21 protein-coding genes are annotated in these 18,946 nt (G+C 68.8%); 8 read left to right on the top strand and 13 right to left on the bottom strand.

From position 1 onward, the window contains the following. Positions 1-12 precede the first annotated feature (12 nt). From SD37_RS29170 to SD37_RS29160, 3 genes are read left to right on the top strand one after another with little or no spacing between them, the layout of a single operon-like run. Positions 13-507, top strand: a complete 495-nt coding sequence (locus tag SD37_RS29170; protein ID WP_083255116.1) for a nucleoside deaminase — start codon at positions 13-15, stop codon at positions 505-507. 32 nt (positions 508-539) lie between these two features. Beyond that, the gene (locus SD37_RS29165; RefSeq protein ID WP_044850913.1) at positions 540-1,982 is read left to right on the top strand and encodes an NCS2 family permease; all 1,443 of its coding nucleotides are present in this window, start codon (positions 540-542) and stop codon (positions 1,980-1,982) included. Continuing rightward, positions 1,973-2,344, top strand: a complete 372-nt coding sequence (locus SD37_RS29160; RefSeq protein WP_044850912.1) for an allophanate hydrolase-related protein — start codon at positions 1,973-1,975, stop codon at positions 2,342-2,344. The genes SD37_RS29165 and SD37_RS29160 overlap by 10 nt, the downstream gene beginning before the upstream one ends. Before the next feature lie 49 nt (positions 2,345-2,393). Here the strand turns inward: SD37_RS29160 and SD37_RS29155 are convergent, their stop codons facing one another. Beyond that, the gene (locus SD37_RS29155) at positions 2,394-2,963 is read right to left on the bottom strand and encodes a TetR/AcrR family transcriptional regulator (protein ID WP_044850911.1); all 570 of its coding nucleotides are present in this window, start codon (positions 2,961-2,963) and stop codon (positions 2,394-2,396) included. Positions 2,964-3,096: 133 nt separating this feature from the next. Here SD37_RS29155 and SD37_RS29150 point away from each other — a divergent pair, with 133 nt between their 5' ends. Further along, positions 3,097-4,095: an SGNH/GDSL hydrolase family protein gene (locus tag SD37_RS29150; RefSeq protein ID WP_044850910.1), complete on the top strand. Its 999-nt coding sequence runs from the start codon at positions 3,097-3,099 to the stop codon at positions 4,093-4,095. 20 nt (positions 4,096-4,115) lie between these two features. Here the strand turns inward: SD37_RS29150 and pucL are convergent, their stop codons facing one another. Genes pucL through SD37_RS29130 form a run of 4 tightly spaced genes read right to left on the bottom strand, consistent with a single transcriptional unit; the run spans position 4,116 to position 6,341 of the window. Continuing rightward, positions 4,116-4,994, bottom strand: coding sequence for a factor-independent urate hydroxylase (gene pucL, locus SD37_RS29145; protein ID WP_044850909.1), 879 nt, complete (start codon positions 4,992-4,994; stop codon positions 4,116-4,118). Between the two features lie 6 nt (positions 4,995-5,000). Then, complete coding sequence (uraH, locus tag SD37_RS29140) at positions 5,001-5,318, bottom strand: hydroxyisourate hydrolase (protein ID WP_037303527.1); 318 nt, start codon at positions 5,316-5,318, stop codon at positions 5,001-5,003. After that, a complete protein-coding gene (uraD, locus tag SD37_RS29135; RefSeq protein WP_044850908.1) occupies positions 5,315-5,806 on the bottom strand; it encodes a 2-oxo-4-hydroxy-4-carboxy-5-ureidoimidazoline decarboxylase in 492 nt (163 codons plus the stop codon). The genes uraH and uraD overlap by 4 nt, the downstream gene beginning before the upstream one ends. Positions 5,807-5,864: 58 nt before the next feature. Beyond that, positions 5,865-6,341 (bottom strand): helix-turn-helix domain-containing protein, encoded by a 477-nt coding sequence (locus SD37_RS29130; protein WP_065913110.1) that lies wholly within the window; start codon positions 6,339-6,341, stop codon positions 5,865-5,867. A gap of 103 nt (positions 6,342-6,444) precedes the next feature. On the opposite strand from SD37_RS29130, the gene allB reads away from it, so the two are divergent. Together allB and alc are read left to right on the top strand one after the other, a co-directional pair. Then, entirely contained in the window at positions 6,445-7,773 is a 1,329-nt protein-coding gene (allB, locus tag SD37_RS29125) for an allantoinase AllB (protein ID WP_044850907.1), read from the top strand. 1 nt (position 7,774) lies between these two features. Next, entirely contained in the window at positions 7,775-8,791 is a 1,017-nt protein-coding gene (gene alc / locus SD37_RS29120) for an allantoicase (protein WP_044850957.1), read from the top strand. 69 nt (positions 8,792-8,860) lie between these two features. Here the strand turns inward: alc and SD37_RS43265 are convergent, their stop codons facing one another. Beyond that, positions 8,861-9,037, bottom strand: a complete 177-nt coding sequence (locus tag SD37_RS43265) for a hypothetical protein (protein ID WP_162835848.1) — start codon at positions 9,035-9,037, stop codon at positions 8,861-8,863. Between the two features lie 111 nt (positions 9,038-9,148). On the opposite strand from SD37_RS43265, the gene SD37_RS29115 reads away from it, so the two are divergent. Further along, positions 9,149-11,266: an RICIN domain-containing protein gene (locus SD37_RS29115; RefSeq protein WP_167369668.1), complete on the top strand. Its 2,118-nt coding sequence runs from the start codon at positions 9,149-9,151 to the stop codon at positions 11,264-11,266. Between the two features lie 4 nt (positions 11,267-11,270). On the opposite strand, the gene SD37_RS29110 is transcribed toward SD37_RS29115, so the two are convergent. From SD37_RS29110 to SD37_RS43395, 7 genes are all read right to left on the bottom strand, one after another. After that, positions 11,271-11,747, bottom strand: a complete 477-nt coding sequence (locus tag SD37_RS29110; RefSeq protein ID WP_044850906.1) for a CoA-binding protein — start codon at positions 11,745-11,747, stop codon at positions 11,271-11,273. Continuing rightward, positions 11,744-13,033: an O-acetylhomoserine aminocarboxypropyltransferase/cysteine synthase family protein gene (locus tag SD37_RS29105; RefSeq protein WP_044850905.1), complete on the bottom strand. Its 1,290-nt coding sequence runs from the start codon at positions 13,031-13,033 to the stop codon at positions 11,744-11,746. The genes SD37_RS29110 and SD37_RS29105 overlap by 4 nt, the downstream gene beginning before the upstream one ends. Before the next feature lie 63 nt (positions 13,034-13,096). Continuing rightward, positions 13,097-14,281 carry a hypothetical protein gene (locus tag SD37_RS29100; RefSeq protein WP_044850904.1) on the bottom strand — a complete coding sequence of 395 codons (1,185 nt, stop codon included), beginning with the start codon at positions 14,279-14,281 and terminating at the stop codon, positions 13,097-13,099. Positions 14,282-14,305: 24 nt separating this feature from the next. Further along, entirely contained in the window at positions 14,306-15,619 is a 1,314-nt protein-coding gene (locus SD37_RS29095) for a hypothetical protein (protein WP_044850955.1), read from the bottom strand. Beyond that, positions 15,616-16,080, bottom strand: coding sequence for a hypothetical protein (locus tag SD37_RS29090; protein ID WP_044850903.1), 465 nt, complete (start codon positions 16,078-16,080; stop codon positions 15,616-15,618). The genes SD37_RS29095 and SD37_RS29090 overlap by 4 nt, the downstream gene beginning before the upstream one ends. Continuing rightward, positions 16,077-17,420, bottom strand: coding sequence for a hypothetical protein (locus SD37_RS29085; protein WP_044850902.1), 1,344 nt, complete (start codon positions 17,418-17,420; stop codon positions 16,077-16,079). The genes SD37_RS29090 and SD37_RS29085 overlap by 4 nt, the downstream gene beginning before the upstream one ends. Beyond that, entirely contained in the window at positions 17,404-18,213 is an 810-nt protein-coding gene (locus SD37_RS43395) for a hypothetical protein (protein ID WP_044850901.1), read from the bottom strand. Before SD37_RS43395 ends, SD37_RS29085 begins: the two co-directional genes overlap by 17 nt. Before the next feature lie 222 nt (positions 18,214-18,435). Between SD37_RS43395 and SD37_RS29075 the strand changes: the two genes are divergently transcribed. After that, on the top strand, positions 18,436-18,861 hold the full coding sequence (locus SD37_RS29075) for a response regulator transcription factor (protein ID WP_044850900.1): 426 nt from the start codon (positions 18,436-18,438) through the stop codon (positions 18,859-18,861). Positions 18,862-18,946: the final 85 nt, after the last annotated feature.

Below are 18,946 nucleotides of genomic sequence, written 5' to 3'. Positions count from 1 at the left end.
AGGAGACCTTTCGTGGGTACCCCTCTGTCCATTTCGGAGTCCGAGCAGCAGAAGTGGCTCGCCGAGGCCGTCCAATTGGCCACCGCGAACGTCGAAAACGGCGGTGGCCCGTTCGGCGCGATGATCGTCCGGGACGGTTCGGTACTGGCCACCGGGACCAACCAGGTGACGCCGACCCTGGACCCGACAGCGCACGCCGAGGTCGTCGCGATCCGCGCCGCCTGCCAGGCGATCGGCGACTACAAACTCGACGGCTGTGTCCTCGTGACCTCGTGCGAGCCTTGCCCGCTCTGTCTCTCGGCCGCGCTCTGGGCGCGTGTCGGCAAGGTCGTCTACGCCGCGGACCGCCACGACGCGGCCGAGGCGGGCTTCGACGACCGCGAGTTCTACGACCTCTTTTCCCGCCCGCGTGAGACCTGGCCGCTACCCGTCGGCCGACTGTCCCTTCCGGACTCTTTCGCGCCTTTCCAGGCCTGGCTGTCGAAACCCGACAAGAAGGCTTACTGATTTCTCCCGCCCCACAACGTTGTGGAGTAGGCATGACCCAATTAGGTACCGAGCGTCCCCACCTGCCCGCGCCCGAGCCGAGGCGGCTGTCCGGGCTCGACCGCTGGTTCAAGATCTCCCACCGCGGCAGCACGATCGGCCGCGAGGTGCGCGGCGGGATCACCACTTTCGTCGCGATGTGCTACATCGTGCTGCTCAACCCGCTCATCCTCGGCGCGTCGGCCGACATCACCGGCGCGCGGCTGAGCACCGAGGCGATCACCACCGCGACCGCGCTGGCGGCGGGGGTCACCACCATCCTGATGGGCCTCGTGGGCAACGCGCCGCTGGCGCTCGCGGCGGGCCTCGGCGTCAACGGCGTCGTCGCCTTCCAGATGGCACCCACCATGACGTGGGCGCAGGCCTTCGGACTCGTCGTCCTCGAAGGCGTGTGCATCGTGTTCATGGCCGTTTCCGGGATCCGGGAACGGATCATCAACGCGATCCCGATGCCGCTCAAGGTCGCGATCACCGTCGGCATCGGGCTCTACATCGCGCTGGTCGGCCTGGTCAGCGCCGGATTCGTCACGCGGACCCCCGACGCCGCGCAGTCGACCGTCCCGGTGCGGATGGGGATCGCCGGTCATCTGGAGGGCTGGCCGATCGCGATCTTCTGCCTCGGCCTGCTGCTGATGATCGTGCTCGTGAGCCGCGGGGTGCCGGGCGCGGTGCTGATCAGCATCGCGGTCGCGACCGGGCTCGCGGTGCTCGTCAACAGCGTGTTCCACGTCGAAGGGTGGGGCCTGGTCGAACCCAAGGTGCCCGACCAGGTCGTGGCGCATCCCGATTTCAGCCTGCTGGGGGACATCGATCTCTTCGGCGGCTTCGGGTCGGCGGGCGCGGTGACCGCGGCGGTGTTCCTGTTCACCCTGGTGCTTTCCGGGTTCTTCGACGCGATGGGCACGATCACCAGCGTCTCCGAGGAAGCGGGGCTGACGAAGGACGGCAAGGTCGAGGGGATGGGCCGGATCCTGCTGGTCGACGGCGCCGGCGCGCTCGCGGGCGGCGTGACCGGATCGGCCCCGAACACGGTCTTCCTGGAGTCGGCGGCCGGTGTCGGCGAAGGCGCGCGGACCGGGCTGGCGAGTATCGTCACCGGCGGCCTGTTCACCGCGACGCTGTTCCTGACCCCGATCGCGGCGGTCGTCCCGGCGCAGGCCGCGGCGCCCGCGCTGGTGGTCATCGGCGGGATGATGATGGCGCAGTGCGCGCGGATTCCCTGGCGGGACCTGGATTTCGCGATCCCGGTGTTCCTGACCATCGCGCTGATCCCGTTCACCTACTCGATCACCAACGGGATCGGCGCCGGACTGGTCGCCTACGTGCTGATCAAGATCTGCAAGGGCAAGATCCGCGAGATCGGCTGGATCCTCGGGATCCTTGCCGCGGTGTTCGGGGTGTACTTCGGGATCGAAGGGATCATGTCGTGGTTCTGATGTTCCTCAACGGCGGCGGGATGCGCGGCGGACCGCTGCACGAGCAGTTGCAGGGCGCCCCGCTGTGCTGCGTGGCGCGTTCCGCCCCGAAGTACCGGTATTTCTCGGTGGGTGACCGGTTCCCGGCGATGTACCAGGGCGGCTCCGGGGCCGTGGTCGGGGAGGTCTACGACCTACCGCTCGCGGTCCTGCGCGACCACCTCGTCCCGGCGGAGCCGCCGGAACTGGAGCTGGGCGTCGTCGAACTGGAGGACGGCGCGGCCTGTCTCGCGACCGTCCTGCGTTCGTCCTATGTGGACTCACCGGACCTGACCGACATCACGTCCCTGGGGGACTGGCGGGCGTACCTCGCCTCCCGCTAGCCGTCCGTGGAGGCCTCCTTCCCTACCCTCAGCGTAGGGAAGGAGGCCTTCACGGGAGCAGGGTGCGCGCCAGGGCGACGGTCGAGATCCCGGCGACGTCGAGTGCTTCGGTGTTCCGCAGCGATCGGCTCAGCACGAACGCGCCTTCGAGACTGTTGACCAGTGCGATGGTGAGTCGCCGCGCGGCCTCGGGTTCGAGGCCGTACTTCCGCAGCTTTTCGGTGCCCGCGTCGATCCACGCCGTGAAGACGTCGGCGGTGGCGATCCGCAGTTTTTCGTTGGTGCTCGCGACCTCCAGGGCGACCGTCGCGATGGGGCAGGCGTCGGCGTAATCGGTCGCGCGGAGCGTTTCGGCCGCGCTGGCGAAGCACGCCTCGATCCCGTGGAGCAGGTCCGGCTCGTCGGCGAAGAAGATGTCGAACAGCGCGAGGTACATCATCCCGGAGGTCCGGATGACCTCTTCGCCGAGTTGTTCTTTGCCGCCCGGGAAGAAGTGGTACAACGAACCGAAAGGCGCCTTCGCGGCCTCTACGATCTGCTTCACGCCCGTGCCGGTGTACCCGTTCCGCCGGAGCAGTTCGGCGCCGGCGGTGACGATGCGTTCCCTGGTCCCAGTCACGCCCTCATGATAGAGCGTTCTATCTACTGGCGTTCTCACCCCTGAAACGTGAAAGATGCTCACTTCTATTGTGGATGGCGGTGAGATCTTGTCAGGATCGGCGGAGTGTCCAACGGAGGATCACGAGGTCGCCATGCGCCGTACCGCCCGCCTTGCCGTCGCCGCCCTGCTGGCAGTCATCTCCCTAGCGAGTTTCGGGACGCCGGCGAGCGCGGCCGGAACCCCGTCCTTCCGCAAGTACGTCGCCCTCGGCGACTCGTACACCGCGGGCCCGCTGATCCCGTGGCAGCAGGCGAGCTGGTGCTTCCGGTCGAACAACAACTATCCGGCTTGGCTCGCCACGAAGCTCGGGCTCTACTACAAGTCCGGCGCGTTCACTGACGTCAGCTGCTCGTCGGCGGACACCACGAACATGACGAAACCGCAGACGGTGCCGTCGCCGAGTCTCGCGCTCGGCAGTGTGCCCCCGCAGTTCGAGGCACTGACCCTGGACACCGATCTGGTGACCATCGGCATCGGCGGCAACGACTACGGCGTGTTCGGCAGCTTGGTCTACACCTGCCCCGGCCTGCGCGACTCCGACCCGACGGGCTCGCCGTGCAAGGACCATTTCACGATCAACGGGACCGACACGCTGCTGGCGGCGATCAAGAACACCCAGCGGAACCTCGAACGGGTCGTCAAGGGAGTCCGCGAGCGATCTCCCGCCGCCACCATCGTGCTGGTCGGCTACCCGCGGATCGTGCCGCCGAAGGGCTATTGCCCCGGCGTCGTCCCGTTCGCCGACGGTGACTACGCCTGGACCGACGAGGTCGAGCGCGCTCTCAACAAGGCCGTCTCCACCGCCGCTCGCAAGCAGGGTGCCCGCTACGTCGATACCTACGGGCCCAGCCTCGGTCACGACGCTTGTGCCGGCGACGCGGCTTGGGTGAGCGGCATGGACACCGACCTCTTCCGCGCGGTGGCCTACCACCCGTACGCGGCCGGGATGAAGGCCGAGGCCGACCTGATCTTCAAGGCCCTCGGCGGAACGACCGCGGCCTCGACGAAGGTGCCGGACGCGCGGAACGCGAGCACGCCGGACGAACTCCGGCACAAGGCCGCGGCGGCGGGACTCGTGCCGAAGTCCTAGTCCCCTCGATCCTTCGTGCCCTAGAAGGCGGCGAGGGTGTGCCAGGCCAGGCCGGCGTCCTCGGCGTCGTCGCGGAGGACCACACCCTCGATCAGGCCGTACGGCCGGTCCGCCGCGTAGAAGACCTCGTTGTCGTTCTTCAGGCCGAACGGCGACAGGTCCACCAGGAAGTGATGCTTGTTCGGCAGTGAAAGCCGGACTTCGGCGACCTCCCCGCGTTCCTTGAGCACAGCCTCTCCCATCGCGTACAGCGTCTGCTGCAGGGAGAGGCTGTGCTTGTCCGCGAACGTCTCCAGCAGGATCCGCCGGACTTCGGCGTGGCTGGTGGCCCAGTCGATCCCGTCGCCTTGGTAGCGCCAGCGCGCGGTCACCGCGGTCGCGAGGATCCGGTCGTTCGTCTCGGCCAGCGTCGTGTACTTGTCGCGCGGGAAGCCGTGGAACTCGGAGCCGGTCGACTTGAGGACGACTAGATCGTCCAAACCGGACACCACCCAGGCCTGCCCGTCCTGAACGGTCACCGCGGTCGTGCGCTTTTCGCTGCCTGCCTGGGAGAACGCGTGGTCGTGACCGGAGATGCGGTTCCAGCCGTGTTCGTCGATCAGGACGCGGGCGCCGGAGATGTGGTCGAACGAGTCGACGAAATGCCGTCCGAGGCGCAGGGCGAAGTCCTCGATCTCGCCGACCGGGGCCTCTTTGGCGAAGGCGTAGACGGTGTTCTTCTGGGTGTCGGTCGCGACGACGTCGGCGTTGTCGCCGGTGAGGTGCGTGGCCGCGAGGTCGCCGCGCAGCGACGTCGAAACGGTGAGGTCCTTGAGATGGTGGACGGTGCCTTCGCGCCGAACGGTGACGAGCCGGACTTCGGCCTTGCCGTACTGGTTGGGGCCCAGGGTGATGGCCACGGGCGATCAGCTCCCTCGATAGGTGGAATAGGCGAACGGGCTCAGCAGCAACGGCACATGGTGGTGCTCGGTCCCGTCGGCGATGCGGAAGGTCAAGGTGATCTCGGGGAAGAACGCGTCCGGGCCGAGGTGGGCACCGGTGTCGAAGACCAGCCGGTACACCCCGGGTTCCAGGGTTTCCGGGCCGAGGTCGCGGATCCGGCCGTCGGCGTCGGTCCGGCCGTCGGCGACGGGTTCGCCCGCGCCGGTTTCGAGCCGGACCCCGACGCCCGCCGCCGGTCGTCCCGCGGCGGTGTCGAGGATGTGCGTGGTCACGAGGCTCATGCCGTCACCGCCTTCTCCAGCCGCAGCGCGGCGATCGCGGCCAGCTCTCGCCCGGCCACTTCGAGTTCCTTCTCGGGGTCGTTCGAAAGCCTCGAACGCAGGTTCTCCAGCAGTTCCGTGCCGCTCCGGCCGCTCGCGCACACCAGGAAGACATGCCCGAACGCCGCTTCGTACTCGGCGTTGGCCGCCGCGAACTCGCGAGCGGTCGCACTGTCCACACCGGACTGTTCCGACCGCGACCAGCTCGCCTCGGTGCTCTCGCCGCTCGCCTTCTCCCCGATCCGGGGATGGGCGGCCATCGCCTGCTGGACCTCGTCGGGGCGCAGCGGGGTGAGCGCCTCGGCCGCGGCGAGCAGCGCGGCCAGGTCGGGGTACGGGCGCCTGGCCAGCAGGGTTTCCACCCAGCGAGGGACGTCGAGGCAGGCCGTCAGAACCGGCCGGACGTCCTGTGCGGGCGCCTGGTTGAACTCTCGAATGGTGAGCGGCACGGGAACCGACGGTACGGCGGCGGATCCGCCGCCGTCAACATTTTGTTGAAACAGCTCTTCAGTCTTGGTCGCGGTTGAGGTAGTTGTAGACCGTGAACCTCGTGACCCCCAGTGCCTCGGCGACGGTCGACACCGATTTGCGGAGGCCGAACGCGCCGCGTTCCTTGAGCAGCCGCACCGCGCGCTGCTTGGCGGCGCGGTCGAGGGTGTCGAGCCTGCCGCCGAGTTCGCGTTCGACGTCGCCGATGAGGCGGGCGAGGGCGCTGTGTAGTTCGACGGCGGGGTCGCCCGTGTCGTCGCCGACTTGCCGGAGCTGCAGTGTCACGCGGGTCGCGCCGCCGTCCAGTGCCGCCCTGGCGATGGCGGGGAGCGCGTCGAGCAGGGCGTCGGCGTCGCCTCGGACAAGGGTGCCGAGCGGGCCGAAGTCGGTGGACAGGCCCGCGTCTTCCGCCGTGTCGCGCGCTTTGACGGCATGCTCGGGTGGCGGACCCTCGCCGTGGAACGGTTCGCTGGTGAACTCGGCTTCTAACTGCACCAAGCGAAGGTAGCGCCGCCCGGGCTCATTGACGAGCACAGCGGCCGAAGTTAATGTCGGAGTGCGAAACCTCGATTCCACTCAGTGGAAATTGGAGGACTAGATGGACCTGGTGATCAAGGCCGCCCGAGCCGTGACTGCCGCCGGCGAGGTGCCCGCGACGATCGGTGTCGAGGGCGGCCGCATCGTCGCGGTGGAACCGGCGGGTGCCGCGCTGGACGGTGATCGGGTACTCGAACTCGGCGAGGACGTCGTCCTTCTCCCGGGTCTGGTGGACACGCACGTGCACGTCAACGACCCGGGCCGCACCGAGTGGGAGGGCTTCGCTTCGGCGACCCGCGCCGCCGCGGCCGGCGGGGTCACCACGATCGTGGACATGCCGCTGAACAGCCTGCCGCCGACGGTCGACGTCGCGGCGCTGGAGGTGAAGCGCAAGACCGCCGAGGGCCGCGTGCACGTCGACGTCGGCTTCTGGGGCGGCGCCATCCCCGGCAACCTGGCGGATCTGCGCGGGCTGCACGAGGCGGGGGTGTTCGGCTTCAAATCCTTCCTGCTGCATTCCGGCGTCGACGAGTTCCCTCCGCTGGACGCGCGCGGGCTCGAAGAGGCGATGACCGAACTGCGGACCTTCGACGGCATGATCATCGTGCACGCGGAGGACTCCGACGCGATCGATCACGCGCCTGACCCGCACGGCGAGAAGTACGATGATTTCCTGCGTTCACGCCCCCGCGGCGCGGAGAACGTGGCGATCGCCCAGGTCATCGAACTCGCCAGGAAGACCGGCGTGCGCGCGCACATCCTGCATCTGTCCTCTTCGGACGCGTTGCCGATGGTCGAAAGCGCGCGGCGCGACGGCGTCCGGCTGACCGCCGAGACCTGTCCGCACTACCTGAGTTTCACCGCGGAAGAGATCGGTGACGGCGCGACGCAGTTCAAATGCTGTCCGCCGATCCGGGAGGCGGCCAACCGCGAACTGCTGTGGCGCGGGCTCGCGGACGGCGTCATCGACTGCGTGGTGACCGACCATTCGCCGTGCACGCCCGAGCTGAAACGCTTCGACAGCGGTGACTTCGGGCTCGCCTGGGGCGGGATCGCCGGACTGCAGCTCGGCCTGCCCGCGGTCTGGACGCAGGCGCGGCAGCGCGGCTTCGGGCTCACCGACGTCGTCCGGTGGATGGCCGAAAACCCGGCCGCGCAGGCGGGAATGCGCCGCAAGGGTCACTTGGCGACCGGGTACGACGCCGACTTCAGCGTGTTCGCGCCCGACGAGGCGTTCGTCGTCGACGTCGCGAAACTGAAACACCGCAACCCGGTCAGTGCCTACCACGGACGTCCGCTCGCCGGTTTCGTCCGGAGTACGTGGTTGCGGGGCAAGGAGATCACCGGTGACGACCCGGCGGGCGTCCTGCTGGCCCGGGGCGAGTGCTGAGATGGAGGAGACCGTGAACGACCGTCCTGAATGGACGAACAAGCCCGACCTGGCCTCGCGCAAGTTCGGCGGGACCGTGATGTGGGCGACGGACGAGTTGTTCGCCGAGAAGGAGAACCTGGTCAACCCCTGGACGCCCGCGCACCGGCCGGAGACCTTCGGGCCGAAGGGGCAGGTCTACGACGGCTGGGAGACCCGGCGGCACCGTGAGCCCGGCGACGATCAGGCCATCGTCCGGCTCGGCCTGGCGGGCGCGATCACCGGCGTCATCGTCGACACCGCGTTCTTCAAGGGGAACTATCCGCCGTTCGTCTCGGTCGAGGCCTGCGCCGTCGAGGGCTATCCCAGTGCCGCCGAACTGTCCGAAGTGGACTGGGACGTACTGGTGAAACGCGGCCCGGCCGCCGGGCATACGGAGAACTTCTTCGAGATCGGCGGGAGCAAGCGCTACACGCACGTCCGGCTGACCATGCATCCTGACGGCGGGGTGGCCCGGCTGCGGGTGCACGGCACGCCGATCCCGGATCCGCGCCTGCTGGACCTCGGCGCACTCGACCTCGCGGCGCTGGAGAACGGCGCGGTGGTCACCGGGTGCAGCGACATGTTCTATTCGTCGCCCAACAACCTGTTCTCGCCCGGTCTCGCCGCGCATCAGGCCGAGGGCTGGGAGACCGCCCGGCGCCGGGACGACGGGAACGACTGGGTCACCGTGCGGCTCGCCGGTGCGGGCGTTGTCCGGTTCGCGGAACTGGACAACAGCAACCTCAAGGGCAACGCGCCGGGCTGGGCGGCGTTGAGCGGCCGGGACGGCGACGGGGAGTGGGTCGAGTTGCTGCCCAAGACACGCCTGCAGCCGGACACCCGGCACCGGTTCGCGCTCGCCGAGGGGCCTGAGGTGACCGAGGTACGGCTCGACATCTATCCCGATGGCGGTATGGCGCGCCTGCGGCTCTTCGGTGCCCTGACCGATCGGGGCCGCGCCGACGTCACTTCGCGCTTCGAGGGCTCGCGCCCCTGATGCGTTTCGTCCTCTGGATGCGGTCCTTGCGCGTGCAACTACCGCATCCAGAGGACGAAACGCGGGGTGTCAGGAGCGGGCACCCGGCCGGTTCAGGTAAGCGGAGAAGAGCGAGAGGACGATACCGACCGAGAAAATGGCGGTGAGCCACCAAGCGCCGCTGATGGACAGGTTCCACACCAGGGCACCCGCCATGAGTACTGCCATGACGATGTTCCTGAGCTGCAGCGGAGTCGGTTTGGCCATACCGCCACCTTCTCACGCGACCAGATTTTTCCGGGCGGCGGGCAACCCTCCTGGGTGTGACATGCGTAAGCGATGTGTCAACACTTCACCCACACCCAGGGGGAGATCGAAGTGCAAGCCCAAACCCGAAGAAGCCCGCGGCGGGGCCTCGTGCTGTTCGCCGCGTGCCTGGCCGGGAGCGCCGTGTTCGCCGCTCCCGCGCAGGCGACGACGCCCGAATCCGTGGCGCGCTCGCAGAACAAACCGGTCGAAATGCTCTCGGAACGCACCGAGAACTCGGCCACCTTCGCCAATCCCGATGGTTCCCGCACCACCCAGGTGCACGGCGGCCCGGTCCACGTCCGCCGAGGTGGCGACTGGGTACCGGTCGATCTGACGCTCGAAAAGGGCGCTGACGGCCTTGTCCGGCCGAAGGCGCACCCCAGGGATCTCGTCCTGGCGGGCGCGAGCGGCAAGAGCGGGGACCTCGCCACCGTGCGGAGCCGGGACGGGAAGGTCGCCCTTCAGTATCCGGGCGCGTTGCCGGAGCCGGTCCTGACCGGTGAGGTCGCCACCTATCCGGAGGTCCAGCCCGGCGTCGACCTGCAGGTCAAGGCCACGCGGACCGGGTTCGAACAGTTCTTCGTGGTCAAACGGCGGCCCGATCGCGCGCTGACGTTCACCCTTCCGCTCCGGGCCACGGGACTCACGCCGCGCACCGACGCGGACGGGAACACGCAACTCGTCACGGCCTCCGGTGCGGTGGTCGGCAGCGTGCCCGCCGCCGAGATGTGGGACTCGCGGGTCGATCAGCGCAGCGGCGACCCGGTCGCCAAGGTGAAGGTCGGGAAGGCGGTGACCGCCAAGGAACGGGGTACCGTCGGCCTCGACGTGACGCCGGACGCCGGCTACTTCGCCGATCCGGCGCGGTCTTACCCGGTCACCGTCGACCCCGGTGTCTCGGTGTGGACGAACTTCGACACGTTCACGCAGTCGAACATCGTGAGCGCCGACCAGTCGGCCGCCACCGAACTCCGCATCGGCACCTATGACGGCGGAGCCACGAAAGCCCGGTCCTATCTGCACTTCGACGTGTCGCGGTTCCGTGGCGCCGAGATCGAATCGGCCACGTTGTCGTTGTGGGGCAACCATTCCTACTCGTGCTCGTCGCGGAACTGGGAGATCTGGGACACCGCGCTGGTCGGCACGGGCACCCGCTGGGCGAACCAGCCGCAACCCCTCACCCGGTGGGCGACGACGGGCGCGACCCGCGGCTACAGCGCGGCCTGCCCTGCCGACTGGGTCCGGACCCCGATCGGGAACCTGATCGGTGCCTGGGCAGGCGCGGGGGTCACAACCGGTTCGATGCTGCTGAAGGCGGAGAACGAGGCGGATTCGTTCGGCTGGAAGAAGTTCTCGTCCAGTGAGGGCGGCAAGTCGCCGTACATCGAGGTCACCTACCGGAACCAGCGGCCGAATCCCGCCGCCGGTCACGACATCTCGGACCGCGTCGACATCGGCGGCGTCACCCACACGAAATCCCTCACCCCGACGCTGCGCTTCACGCCGACGGACCCTGACGGCGGCAACGTGACCGCGGTCTTCTACGTCTACGAAGGCGAAACGATGATCGCGGACTACTGGGCATGGGACGTCCCGTCCGGGACCGCGGCGACGTGGACGGTGCCGCCGGGACTGTTGCAGGAGAACCACAGCTACCGGTTCCGGGCCACCACGTTCGACCCCGGCGGGGAATTCGGCGACGACGCCTGGGTCTCGCTGCAAGCGGTGTCGAGCGGGCTCTACGCCGACGTCGCCGCGTGCGGCTGGAACAACGGGACCAAGGTGCAGCAGTGGCCGTCGAACGGCGCGGACTGCCAGAAGTTCTTCCCGTGGGGCACCGGTGACGGCTACTACCAGTTCCGCGCCAAGCATTCCGGGCAGGTACTGGACAACACCGGCTGCAGTACGGCCAGCGGGAACCCGGTGACCACCTACGACCGGGTGGCGGGCGCGTGCCAGAAGTGGACGATCGAACCGCAGATCGTCGGCACGGGGGTGTACCGGTTCGCCGTCCAGAACGCGGGCAAGCTGCTGGACCAGGGCTGCACCGCGGGCCAGGGGGCGCCGCTGTTCATTTGGGACCGGATCCCCGGGCGCGGTTGCCAGAACTGGCGGATGCCGGTTTCCCCGGCGAACGGCGTCACGGTGCAGTGGCTGCAGTTCACGGTGAGCACCGCGGCGGAGTGACGCCTCAGGGGGCGGACTGGCGTCGTGAGCTGATCACGCCGGTGTTGAACCCGGCGAGATGGAGCCCGCCGGCGAACCGGGCGTGCTCGATCTTGACGCAGCGGTTCATCACGACGTCCAGTCCGGCCTCCTTGGCCTGATCGGCGGCGGGCTCGTGCCACAGGCCCAGTTGCAGCCAGAGCGTGCGCGCTCCGGCCTTGACGACCTCCTCGGCGACGCCGGGGAGGTCGTCGTGCTTGCGGAAGACACTGACCAGGTCGACCTCGCCGGGCACGTCGGCCAAGGACGGGTACACCGGCTGCCCGAGGAGTTCGTCGAGCCGCGGGTTCACGAAGTTGACCAGGTACTTGCTGGAGGAGAGCAGGTACGTCGCGACGAAGAAGCTCGGCCGCGCCGGGTTGTTCGAGGCGCCGACGATGGTCACCGCTCTCGTGCGCGCGAGGAGGCGGCGGCGATCCACCGCGCCGACGTCGTAGGTCATCCGGCCACCGCCTTCCCGAGCGCCTGATCGAGATCCCACAGGATGTCCTCGACGTCCTCCAGTCCGACCGAGAGGCGGATCAGGTCCGTCCCGACGCCGGCCGCGCGCAACTGATCGTCCGAAAGCTGCTGATGGGTGGTGGACGCCGGGTGGATGACCAGCGTGCGCGCGTCCCCGACGTTCGCGAGATGCGACAGCAGTTCCACGGAGTTCACGAAGGCCTCGCCCGCCGCGCGGCCACCGTCGACGCCGAACGAGAACACCGCGCCCGGCCCGGCGGGGAGGTACTTCTCCGCCCGGTCGTGATGCGGGTGATCGGGCAAGCCCGCGTAGTTGACCCAGGCCACCCGCGGATCCGCCGACAGGTACTCCGCGACCGCTCGCGCGTTGGCGACGTGGGCGTCCATCCGCTGGGGCAAGGTCTCGACGCCTTGCAGCAACAGGAAGGCGGAATGCGGGGAGAGGACGGCGCCGATGTCGCGCAGCTGCTCGGCCCGGAGCCGGGTGCAGAAGGCGTACTCGCCGAAGTTCTCCCAGTACCGCAGGCCGCCGTAGCTCTCCACGACCTCGGTCATCCGCGGGAACTTCCCGTTGCCCCAGTCGAATTTCCCGGACTCGACGATCACCCCGCCCAAGGTGGTGCCGTGTCCGCCGAGGAATTTCGTCGCGGAATGCAGCACGATGTCCGCGCCGTGCTCGATCGGACGGCACAGGTACGGCGTCGCGAGGGTGGCGTCGACGACCAGTGGGATGTCGTGGGAGTGCGCGAGTCCGGCCAGCCCGGTGAGGTCGGCGATCCCGCCGCCGGGATTGCCGATGACCTCGGTGAAGATCAGCTTCGTCCGGTCGGTGATCGCGGCCGCGTAGTCCTCGATGCGGTCACCGCTGACGAAGGTGGTCTCGATGCCGAAGCGGCGCAGCGTCCCGGTGAGCTGGGTGACCGTGCCGCCGTAGAGCCCGCCGGCGGAGACGATGTGGTCGCCCGCCTCGGCGAGCGCCGAGAAGGTCAGGAACTCGGCCGCCTGACCGCTGCTGGTGGCGACCCCGCCGATCGCGCCTTCGAGGCTGGCCAAGCGTTCCTCGAAGGCCGCGACTGTCGGGTTGCCGATGCGGCTGTAGACGTTGCCGTACTTCTGCAGCGCGAACAGGTTCGCCGCGTCGGCCGCGTCTTCGAACACGAAGCTCGTGGTCTGGTAGATGGGCACGGCGCGGGCGCCGGTCGCCGGGTCGGGCGTCCCGCCCGCGTGCAGGGCACGGGTGCGGAAGCCCCAGGTGCGTTCACTCATCGCGCCCGACGCTACCTCGCGTCCCACGCCGTGACCATCGTTCCCAGCACGTGGCCGAGCCCGCTACTTGCGGTCGAGGGTGATCACCGTGCCCGGACGGTGGCCGTTCCGGCGCGGGGTGACCGGACGCGGTTCGGCGCGGGACACCGCGACCCCGGCCGGCCGCTGCCTGTCGGCGGGCAGCACCTCACGCGAGTTCGTCCGGTCGGCCAGCCGCAGGGACTGCGCCGAGGTCAGCCATTCCTCGGCGGGCTCCGCGATTTCGAGCAGCAGCGCCTCGAACTCCGACCGGGTGGTCTCGAGGATGTGCGGTGCCGCCAGCCAGCGCAGGACCTGCCGTCCGGTGACCGCCATCCGCTGCCGTGGCGAGGACACCAGCCGCTGGTCGAAGTAGCGGATCAGCACCTCGTCCACCGTGTCCCAGGCGTTGGCCGCGCCGAACAGATCCAGCACGTCCTCGGAACCGAGGATCTTGAAGGCCTCGGTCAGCAGCTGCATGACCTCGACCCGCAGTACGTTCAGGTGACCGTACGAGGTGAACTTCAGGTTGTTCCGCAGATCGAGCCCACTTCGCCGGACGACCGCGACGCTGCCGAAGCTCGGGTCGTACGCGCGTTCCCGGACGACATCGGAGATCCGCTTGTCCCGCCAGAACAACGCGACCTGGTTGCTGAACTGCGTGAACAGCTGGTGGAAATCGGTGTTCGGCCGCGAGTTCGCCGAGCCGAGCCCTTTGCCGTAGCCGAGCACGCGCCGGTACGCGCTGACGCGATCCCGACGGGTGTAGCGCAGGACGTCCCGCCGGTCGAACCGGTACAGGCCGAACGCGCCGGGGCCGTCCGAAAGCCGGATGGCGCCGCCCTGGAACAGTTCCTGCAGTTTCTGCACCACACGGAACACGCCGATCCGTTCGTGCTGGTACAGGTAGTAGAGATCGCCGACCGCGATGACCCGTTCCGAGGCGACCGTCTCGTCGTAGGCGTCGACACCCGGCGGCATCGCCGTCGCGCCGAGGTCCGCGGCCGAGCCGTCGCCGAGACCGACGAGCTGCGCGATCCCGCCGTCCGCCGGACCCGGTCTGCCCCGCTGCTCGGTCTCGACCGCGGTGAGCATGTCGTCCAGCTGCTTGAGGACCGCGTCACCGAGTTTCGGATCGCTGCCCAGTTCGTTGGCGAGCTTCCCGGCGACCTGCCCGCGCAACGCCGCGACCCGGTCGAACAGTTCCCGGTATTCCTTTTCCGTGCCCATCGTCTTCCTCCCGTACGGGTCCGGCTACTGCCCGGTCCGCTTGCGCGTGGTCCGGGGTTTCGGCGGTTCCTCCGCCTCGGGTGGTGTCGGAGGCGTCGGCTCCGGCATGAGCTGCGGGGTGGGCGGCGCCGGTGGATTCGGATCGGACGACGACGGCGAGTAGCCCCGTCCGATCGGCGCGGCGATCCGGACGACCTCCTGCAGGTGGTCGTCGAGTTCGTCGATGGCCCGTTGCACGCGCGAGCTGAAGAAGCCCGGCGGCAGCGAAGCGCGGAAGTTGCCAGGCACGTCCCCGTTGAGCCCGCCGGTGTTCTGCCGGGGAAGGTTCGTCACGATCCGCTGCAGCCGCCTCGCGATCTGGATGAACGACGTGCCGACGCCTTCCTTGCCCGCCGATTCGATCAGCTTGCCGCCCTCGAAGGTGGCGAACTCCCTGACCCAGCGCAGCAGCCCGCCGAGCGACATGGTCCCGCCGTCCGGATCGGGGACGCGGAGCACCTCGAGGTCCTCCTGCTGGACGAACACCGACCGCAGCATCGCGACGACTTCGTCGACCTGGGACGCCGTCGCGGACAGCAGCTGGGAGAGCGCGACCACGGCGGGGCCGAAGAACGGCTGGCCACCCGCCGGCTGCGAGAACGGATCGATCTTGTCGCGTGCGTCCTGCCAGCCCCGGAACAACGAGACCACCCAATCCACCAGTGTGATGAAGGAGGTCTGGATCCGTTCCTCCTCGATCGTGTTGACCTTGCCCGAGATCAGGCCGAACTCGTCTTGCAGCTGACCGAGATGTCCTCGGGTGCGGTCTCCGCCGCCGACCGCGAGACCACCGTTCCCGAGCAGCAGCAGGAAGAGCTGATCGACCCGCGCCACGCGGATCAGCGGGCTCGCCAGCTCCTGCTGGATCTGTTCGAGGTCGTGCCGGACGAGGGCCCGGTAGCTCTCGGCGTTCTCCGGATCCGCGTCCGTCCTCAGTGGACGGAGTGAGCCGAGCAGCGCCAGCGCGTCCTTGACCGTGCTCCTGGCCCTCGCCGCGAGCGAGGCCTGGCCGCCGGTGACGGCGCCGAGGTCGGCTTGGATCGCGTATCCGCGCGGGGTCCATTTGGCCTCGGTGCGCCCTTGGACCTCTTTCAGTTCGAAACTGCCGGTCAGCGCCGCCACGAAGCCCTTCGTGTCGCCCTCACGCCATTTCCAGCCGAGCATGTCGCTGATGGTCTGCTCGGCGAGTTTGCCGGGTGCCGCCGCCTGAGGTGGGTACTGCCCGGTCGACAGCGGATACGCGCTGTCGATGTCCTGTGCACGCGGCAACGTCGCGCCGCGGTCGTCGTTGATCGTCATCGGGTCGCCCCACATCCCTTGAATTCGGCCAGTTCCACTGCTTCACGCCAGCACCGCACCATCACGTCCTCCGCCGAGGACAGGGCGGCGGCGCACTGGTCCACCCCGGCGTGGAAGCTTTTCGCCCAGCCCCGCCATTCCTGCTCCCGTCCGTGCACCGCCCGCACCAGCCCGGAGACCGCGTGATGCGAACGGCACTGCCCGTCCACCCGCCGCCGCAGCTTCAGCAGCGACGACGCCGTGGCGTGCAACGCCTCGGCGCTCACCGGTCCCTGTGTCGCACGGGTGGCCGTCTCGACCTCGCCGGTGCCGTCGAGGATGACTTCGGCGAGGTGATCCGCCGCCGCGAGCCCGACCCCGGCGGGCCGGTCCTCGGCGACGCTGATCTCCAAGGCCCGCCAGCACGCGGCCACCTGGTTCACTTCTCTGCCCAGCCGCGAGAATTCGGTGTGGAGCGTCATCTCGACCTCCTGCCGAGCTCTTCCATGAAGAAACCGAAAAGCCTTTTCGGCGGTGCCATCCGTTCTTCGAGCGCGAACCGCACCGCGCCGATCAGGAACCGCTCCGGCACGACGCCGGGGGACACGCCGTCGGCCAGTCTTTTCGCCGCTTCCTCGATCATCGCCTGTTCCTTGGCTTCGAACCGCAGCACCTTCGCCAGGGGACGGTGACCCAGCGAGGGGAACGAGGTGAAGCACATCGCGTCCACCACCACCGGGATCGCCTTGTCCGCCGTCTTCAGCAGCGACGGCGGTGCGTTGATCAGCTTCGCCTTCGGGTACAGCTTGTGCCACATCGCCGCGTAGGCTTCCGCGTGCCGGGGAAAACCCATGCGGCGCAACAATTCCACCGAGACCTTCGCCCGGAGGTACGGCACCGGGTGCACCGCGCGCGGCGAGAACCCCGTCGTTTCGGGTCCGGTGCGCCCGATGACGTCGAACAGCGAACCGACCACCGCCGGACCGCCCAGCAGCAGCGCGGACAGGTCGGCGAAGGTCTCGCGGTTCCACCTGACCCAGATGCCGGTCACCGCTCGCGGTACACCCGCCTCAACGAGCCTCACCGCCACCTGCAACGGGATCGCCCTGGCGAGACCGAGGTCGTTCTGCAGGTTGTGGCTCACCTCGTGCAGGACCGCGCCGAGTGTCCACGGGTTCACCAGCCGGTGGTAGGGAAGCTGGATCAGCGGGAACGGGTTAAGACGGTTTCCCAGCCGCCGTAAGGGAATCCCGCGCCGAGAGGTGGCCGGGCCGGATCCCGTGCGCAGGTAGCAGAACGGTGGCGGGGTCGGGATCGACCGCCAGCGCCCGATCCCGAGGTACGCGTACTGGTAGCAGTCGAGGGCCACCCGGTCGCAGGCCACCAGCCACGGGGCGTACGCGCCCTGCCGCTGGTTGAACAGGTCCAGGTAGAAGTCCCAGACCCGTTCGGTGGTCTTGACCCAGTGTTGCGCCCGGGACTTCGCCCGCAGCAGCCGGGCGAGTTCGGCCTGCCCCGGTCGTGCCGCCGCTTCCTCCGCGGCCCGGCGAGCCGAGCGCGTGGCGGTGAACAACGGCTCCCGCAAGGTCGCCATCGTCTGGTTCACCGCCGCGAGGTGGGCCCGGCTCGGGCCGGTGGCCGGATCGCCGAACTCCGACCAGCGGAACGGCCGCAGCGCGTCCAGATGTCGTTCCACGTTGGTTGCCTGGGAAAGGACCCAGGCCGTCAGCTCGTCGTCCCCGGACGGCCTCGCCCGCCGGGATCCGGTGGACGAGGCCGATTCACCGGAAGCCGCGGGCGGTGCCTCAGCGGCGGCGCGCACGGCCGCGCGCCTTGCCACGCCGGGCGGCGCCCGCCCTCGCCCGCGACTGGGTCCGGCGCCCACCGCGGGCGGTGTGCCGACGGCGGCGCTGCTGGGGACGACCGCGGCGGCGCTGCTGGGGACGGCGGCCCTCGGGCGCGTTCTGCACACTGTTCACGGTGTGGCCGACCAGCCTGCGCGTGACGTAGCGGGCGTTGACCGGACGGCCGTCGGCGTACCGGCGCCCGACATCGCGCGCGGTGCGCCCGATGATCTTCGGGATATGCCGGACGGCGCGGCGGGTCGCCGGGTTCCGCCACAGCTTGCGGCCGAGGTTCACCGCGCCGCGGATCAGCTGCGGACCGTGCTTGATGATCTTCGGCGCCGCCCATTTCGCCGCCTGGAACGCCAGCGGCGCGAGCGCGCCGAGGAAGGCCTCCGCCTCGTCCTCGGTCTCGGCGTTCTCGGCCTGGAAGGCCAGCTGCGCCATCATCTCGGCGTCGGGGTAGAGCCGGCGCGCCGGATGGGTGAAGTCCTCGTCCTCGGACTCCAGCTCGAACTCGTCCTCCAGCTCGCGGACGACGGCTTCGAACTCGGACTCGAATTCGTCCTCATCCTCGTACTCGCCGTAGACCTCGTCCTCCAGCTCGTCTTCGAGCTCCTGGGCCAGCCCGCCCAGCTCGTCTTCGAACTCGTCCTCGTCCTCGAATTCGCCTGCCAGTTCGTCCTCGAGTTCGTTTTCGAACTCGGCCTCGAGTTCACGGCTCAGCTCGTCTTCCAGCTCGCCGTCCACTGCCGCATAGCCACGGCTCATAACGGTTCTCCTCTGCTCCGGTGAAAATCCGCGATCGCCGGCGCGGTGCGTCGGTGAGCACGGACCCGACACTGCCCGCACACCGGGGGACACCGGTAGTCACACGTTCCTGTGTGACATGAATCGACTAGTTCGTACTTGTCACACAAACCGACGATGCGCTTTTCCTGTCGGAGGGGTTTGCTAGAGAGGGAGGGAAACCAAGAGGGGGGAGGCCGGTCTATGTCCACGAGCCCGGCGGTGGGATTTCCTGCGGCACCGATACACGACATCGCCCGCCAGCGGACGAAGGTCGTTTCGGAGGACGAAACCGTGCGAAGTCTGGCGAGATCACTCGTCCGGCGGGTCACGGAACTGAGCGACGGCGACACCGCGCTGCGGAGACCGTTGCTCGATCTGACCGAGCAAGGCGTCAGATGCCTGCTCGTACCGGTGACACCGGAGGCACACGACCTGCTCAGCCCGCGTGAGCACGAAGTGGCGCGCATGGTGGGCCGGGGCTATACGAACAAGCAGATCGCCGGCGTGCTGGAAATCAGCTTGAACACGGTTTCCGCGCATATGCGGCGGATCTTCACCAAACTGGGGGTCGGTTCCCGCGCCGCGATGGTGGCCGCGTTGACCAAGGAGAACCTGGCCGCCGTCTGAGCGCGCCGGGTACGGCTCGTAATTAGTCGACTAATGGCGAGAGTCGTGAGTGGTAATGATGGTTAGACCCGTCATTACCACTCAC

It is taken from the genome of Amycolatopsis orientalis (assembly GCF_000943515.2).
GTDB classification, from domain to species: Bacteria; Actinomycetota; Actinomycetes; order Mycobacteriales; family Pseudonocardiaceae; genus Amycolatopsis; species Amycolatopsis orientalis.
The sequence above is the reverse complement of the archived record's forward strand: the minus strand, read 5'-3'. Positions and strand labels throughout refer to the sequence as shown.

Excerpts from the sequence above, each read along its gene's own strand:
- SD37_RS29165 (WP_044850913.1), top strand. The coding sequence starts at position 540 with ATGACCCAATTAGGTACCGAGCGTCCCCACCTGCCCGCGCCCGAGCCG.
- SD37_RS29150 (WP_044850910.1), top strand. The coding sequence starts at position 3,097 with ATGCGCCGTACCGCCCGCCTTGCCGTCGCCGCCCTGCTGGCAGTCATC.
- uraH (WP_037303527.1), bottom strand. The coding sequence starts at position 5,318 with ATGAGCCTCGTGACCACGCACATCCTCGACACCGCCGCGGGACGACCG.
- allB (WP_044850907.1), top strand. The coding sequence starts at position 6,445 with ATGGACCTGGTGATCAAGGCCGCCCGAGCCGTGACTGCCGCCGGCGAG.
- alc (WP_044850957.1), top strand. The coding sequence starts at position 7,775 with ATGGAGGAGACCGTGAACGACCGTCCTGAATGGACGAACAAGCCCGAC.
- SD37_RS43265 (WP_162835848.1), bottom strand. The coding sequence starts at position 9,037 with ATGGCCAAACCGACTCCGCTGCAGCTCAGGAACATCGTCATGGCAGTA.
- SD37_RS29110 (WP_044850906.1), bottom strand. The coding sequence starts at position 11,747 with ATGACCTACGACGTCGGCGCGGTGGATCGCCGCCGCCTCCTCGCGCGC.
- SD37_RS29105 (WP_044850905.1), bottom strand. The coding sequence starts at position 13,033 with ATGAGTGAACGCACCTGGGGCTTCCGCACCCGTGCCCTGCACGCGGGC.
- SD37_RS29100 (WP_044850904.1), bottom strand. The coding sequence starts at position 14,281 with ATGGGCACGGAAAAGGAATACCGGGAACTGTTCGACCGGGTCGCGGCG.
- SD37_RS29095 (WP_044850955.1), bottom strand. The coding sequence starts at position 15,619 with ATGACGATCAACGACGACCGCGGCGCGACGTTGCCGCGTGCACAGGAC.
- SD37_RS29090 (WP_044850903.1), bottom strand. The coding sequence starts at position 16,080 with ATGACGCTCCACACCGAATTCTCGCGGCTGGGCAGAGAAGTGAACCAG.
- SD37_RS43395 (WP_044850901.1), bottom strand. The coding sequence starts at position 18,213 with ATGAGCCGTGGCTATGCGGCAGTGGACGGCGAGCTGGAAGACGAGCTG.
- SD37_RS29075 (WP_044850900.1), top strand. The coding sequence starts at position 18,436 with ATGTCCACGAGCCCGGCGGTGGGATTTCCTGCGGCACCGATACACGAC.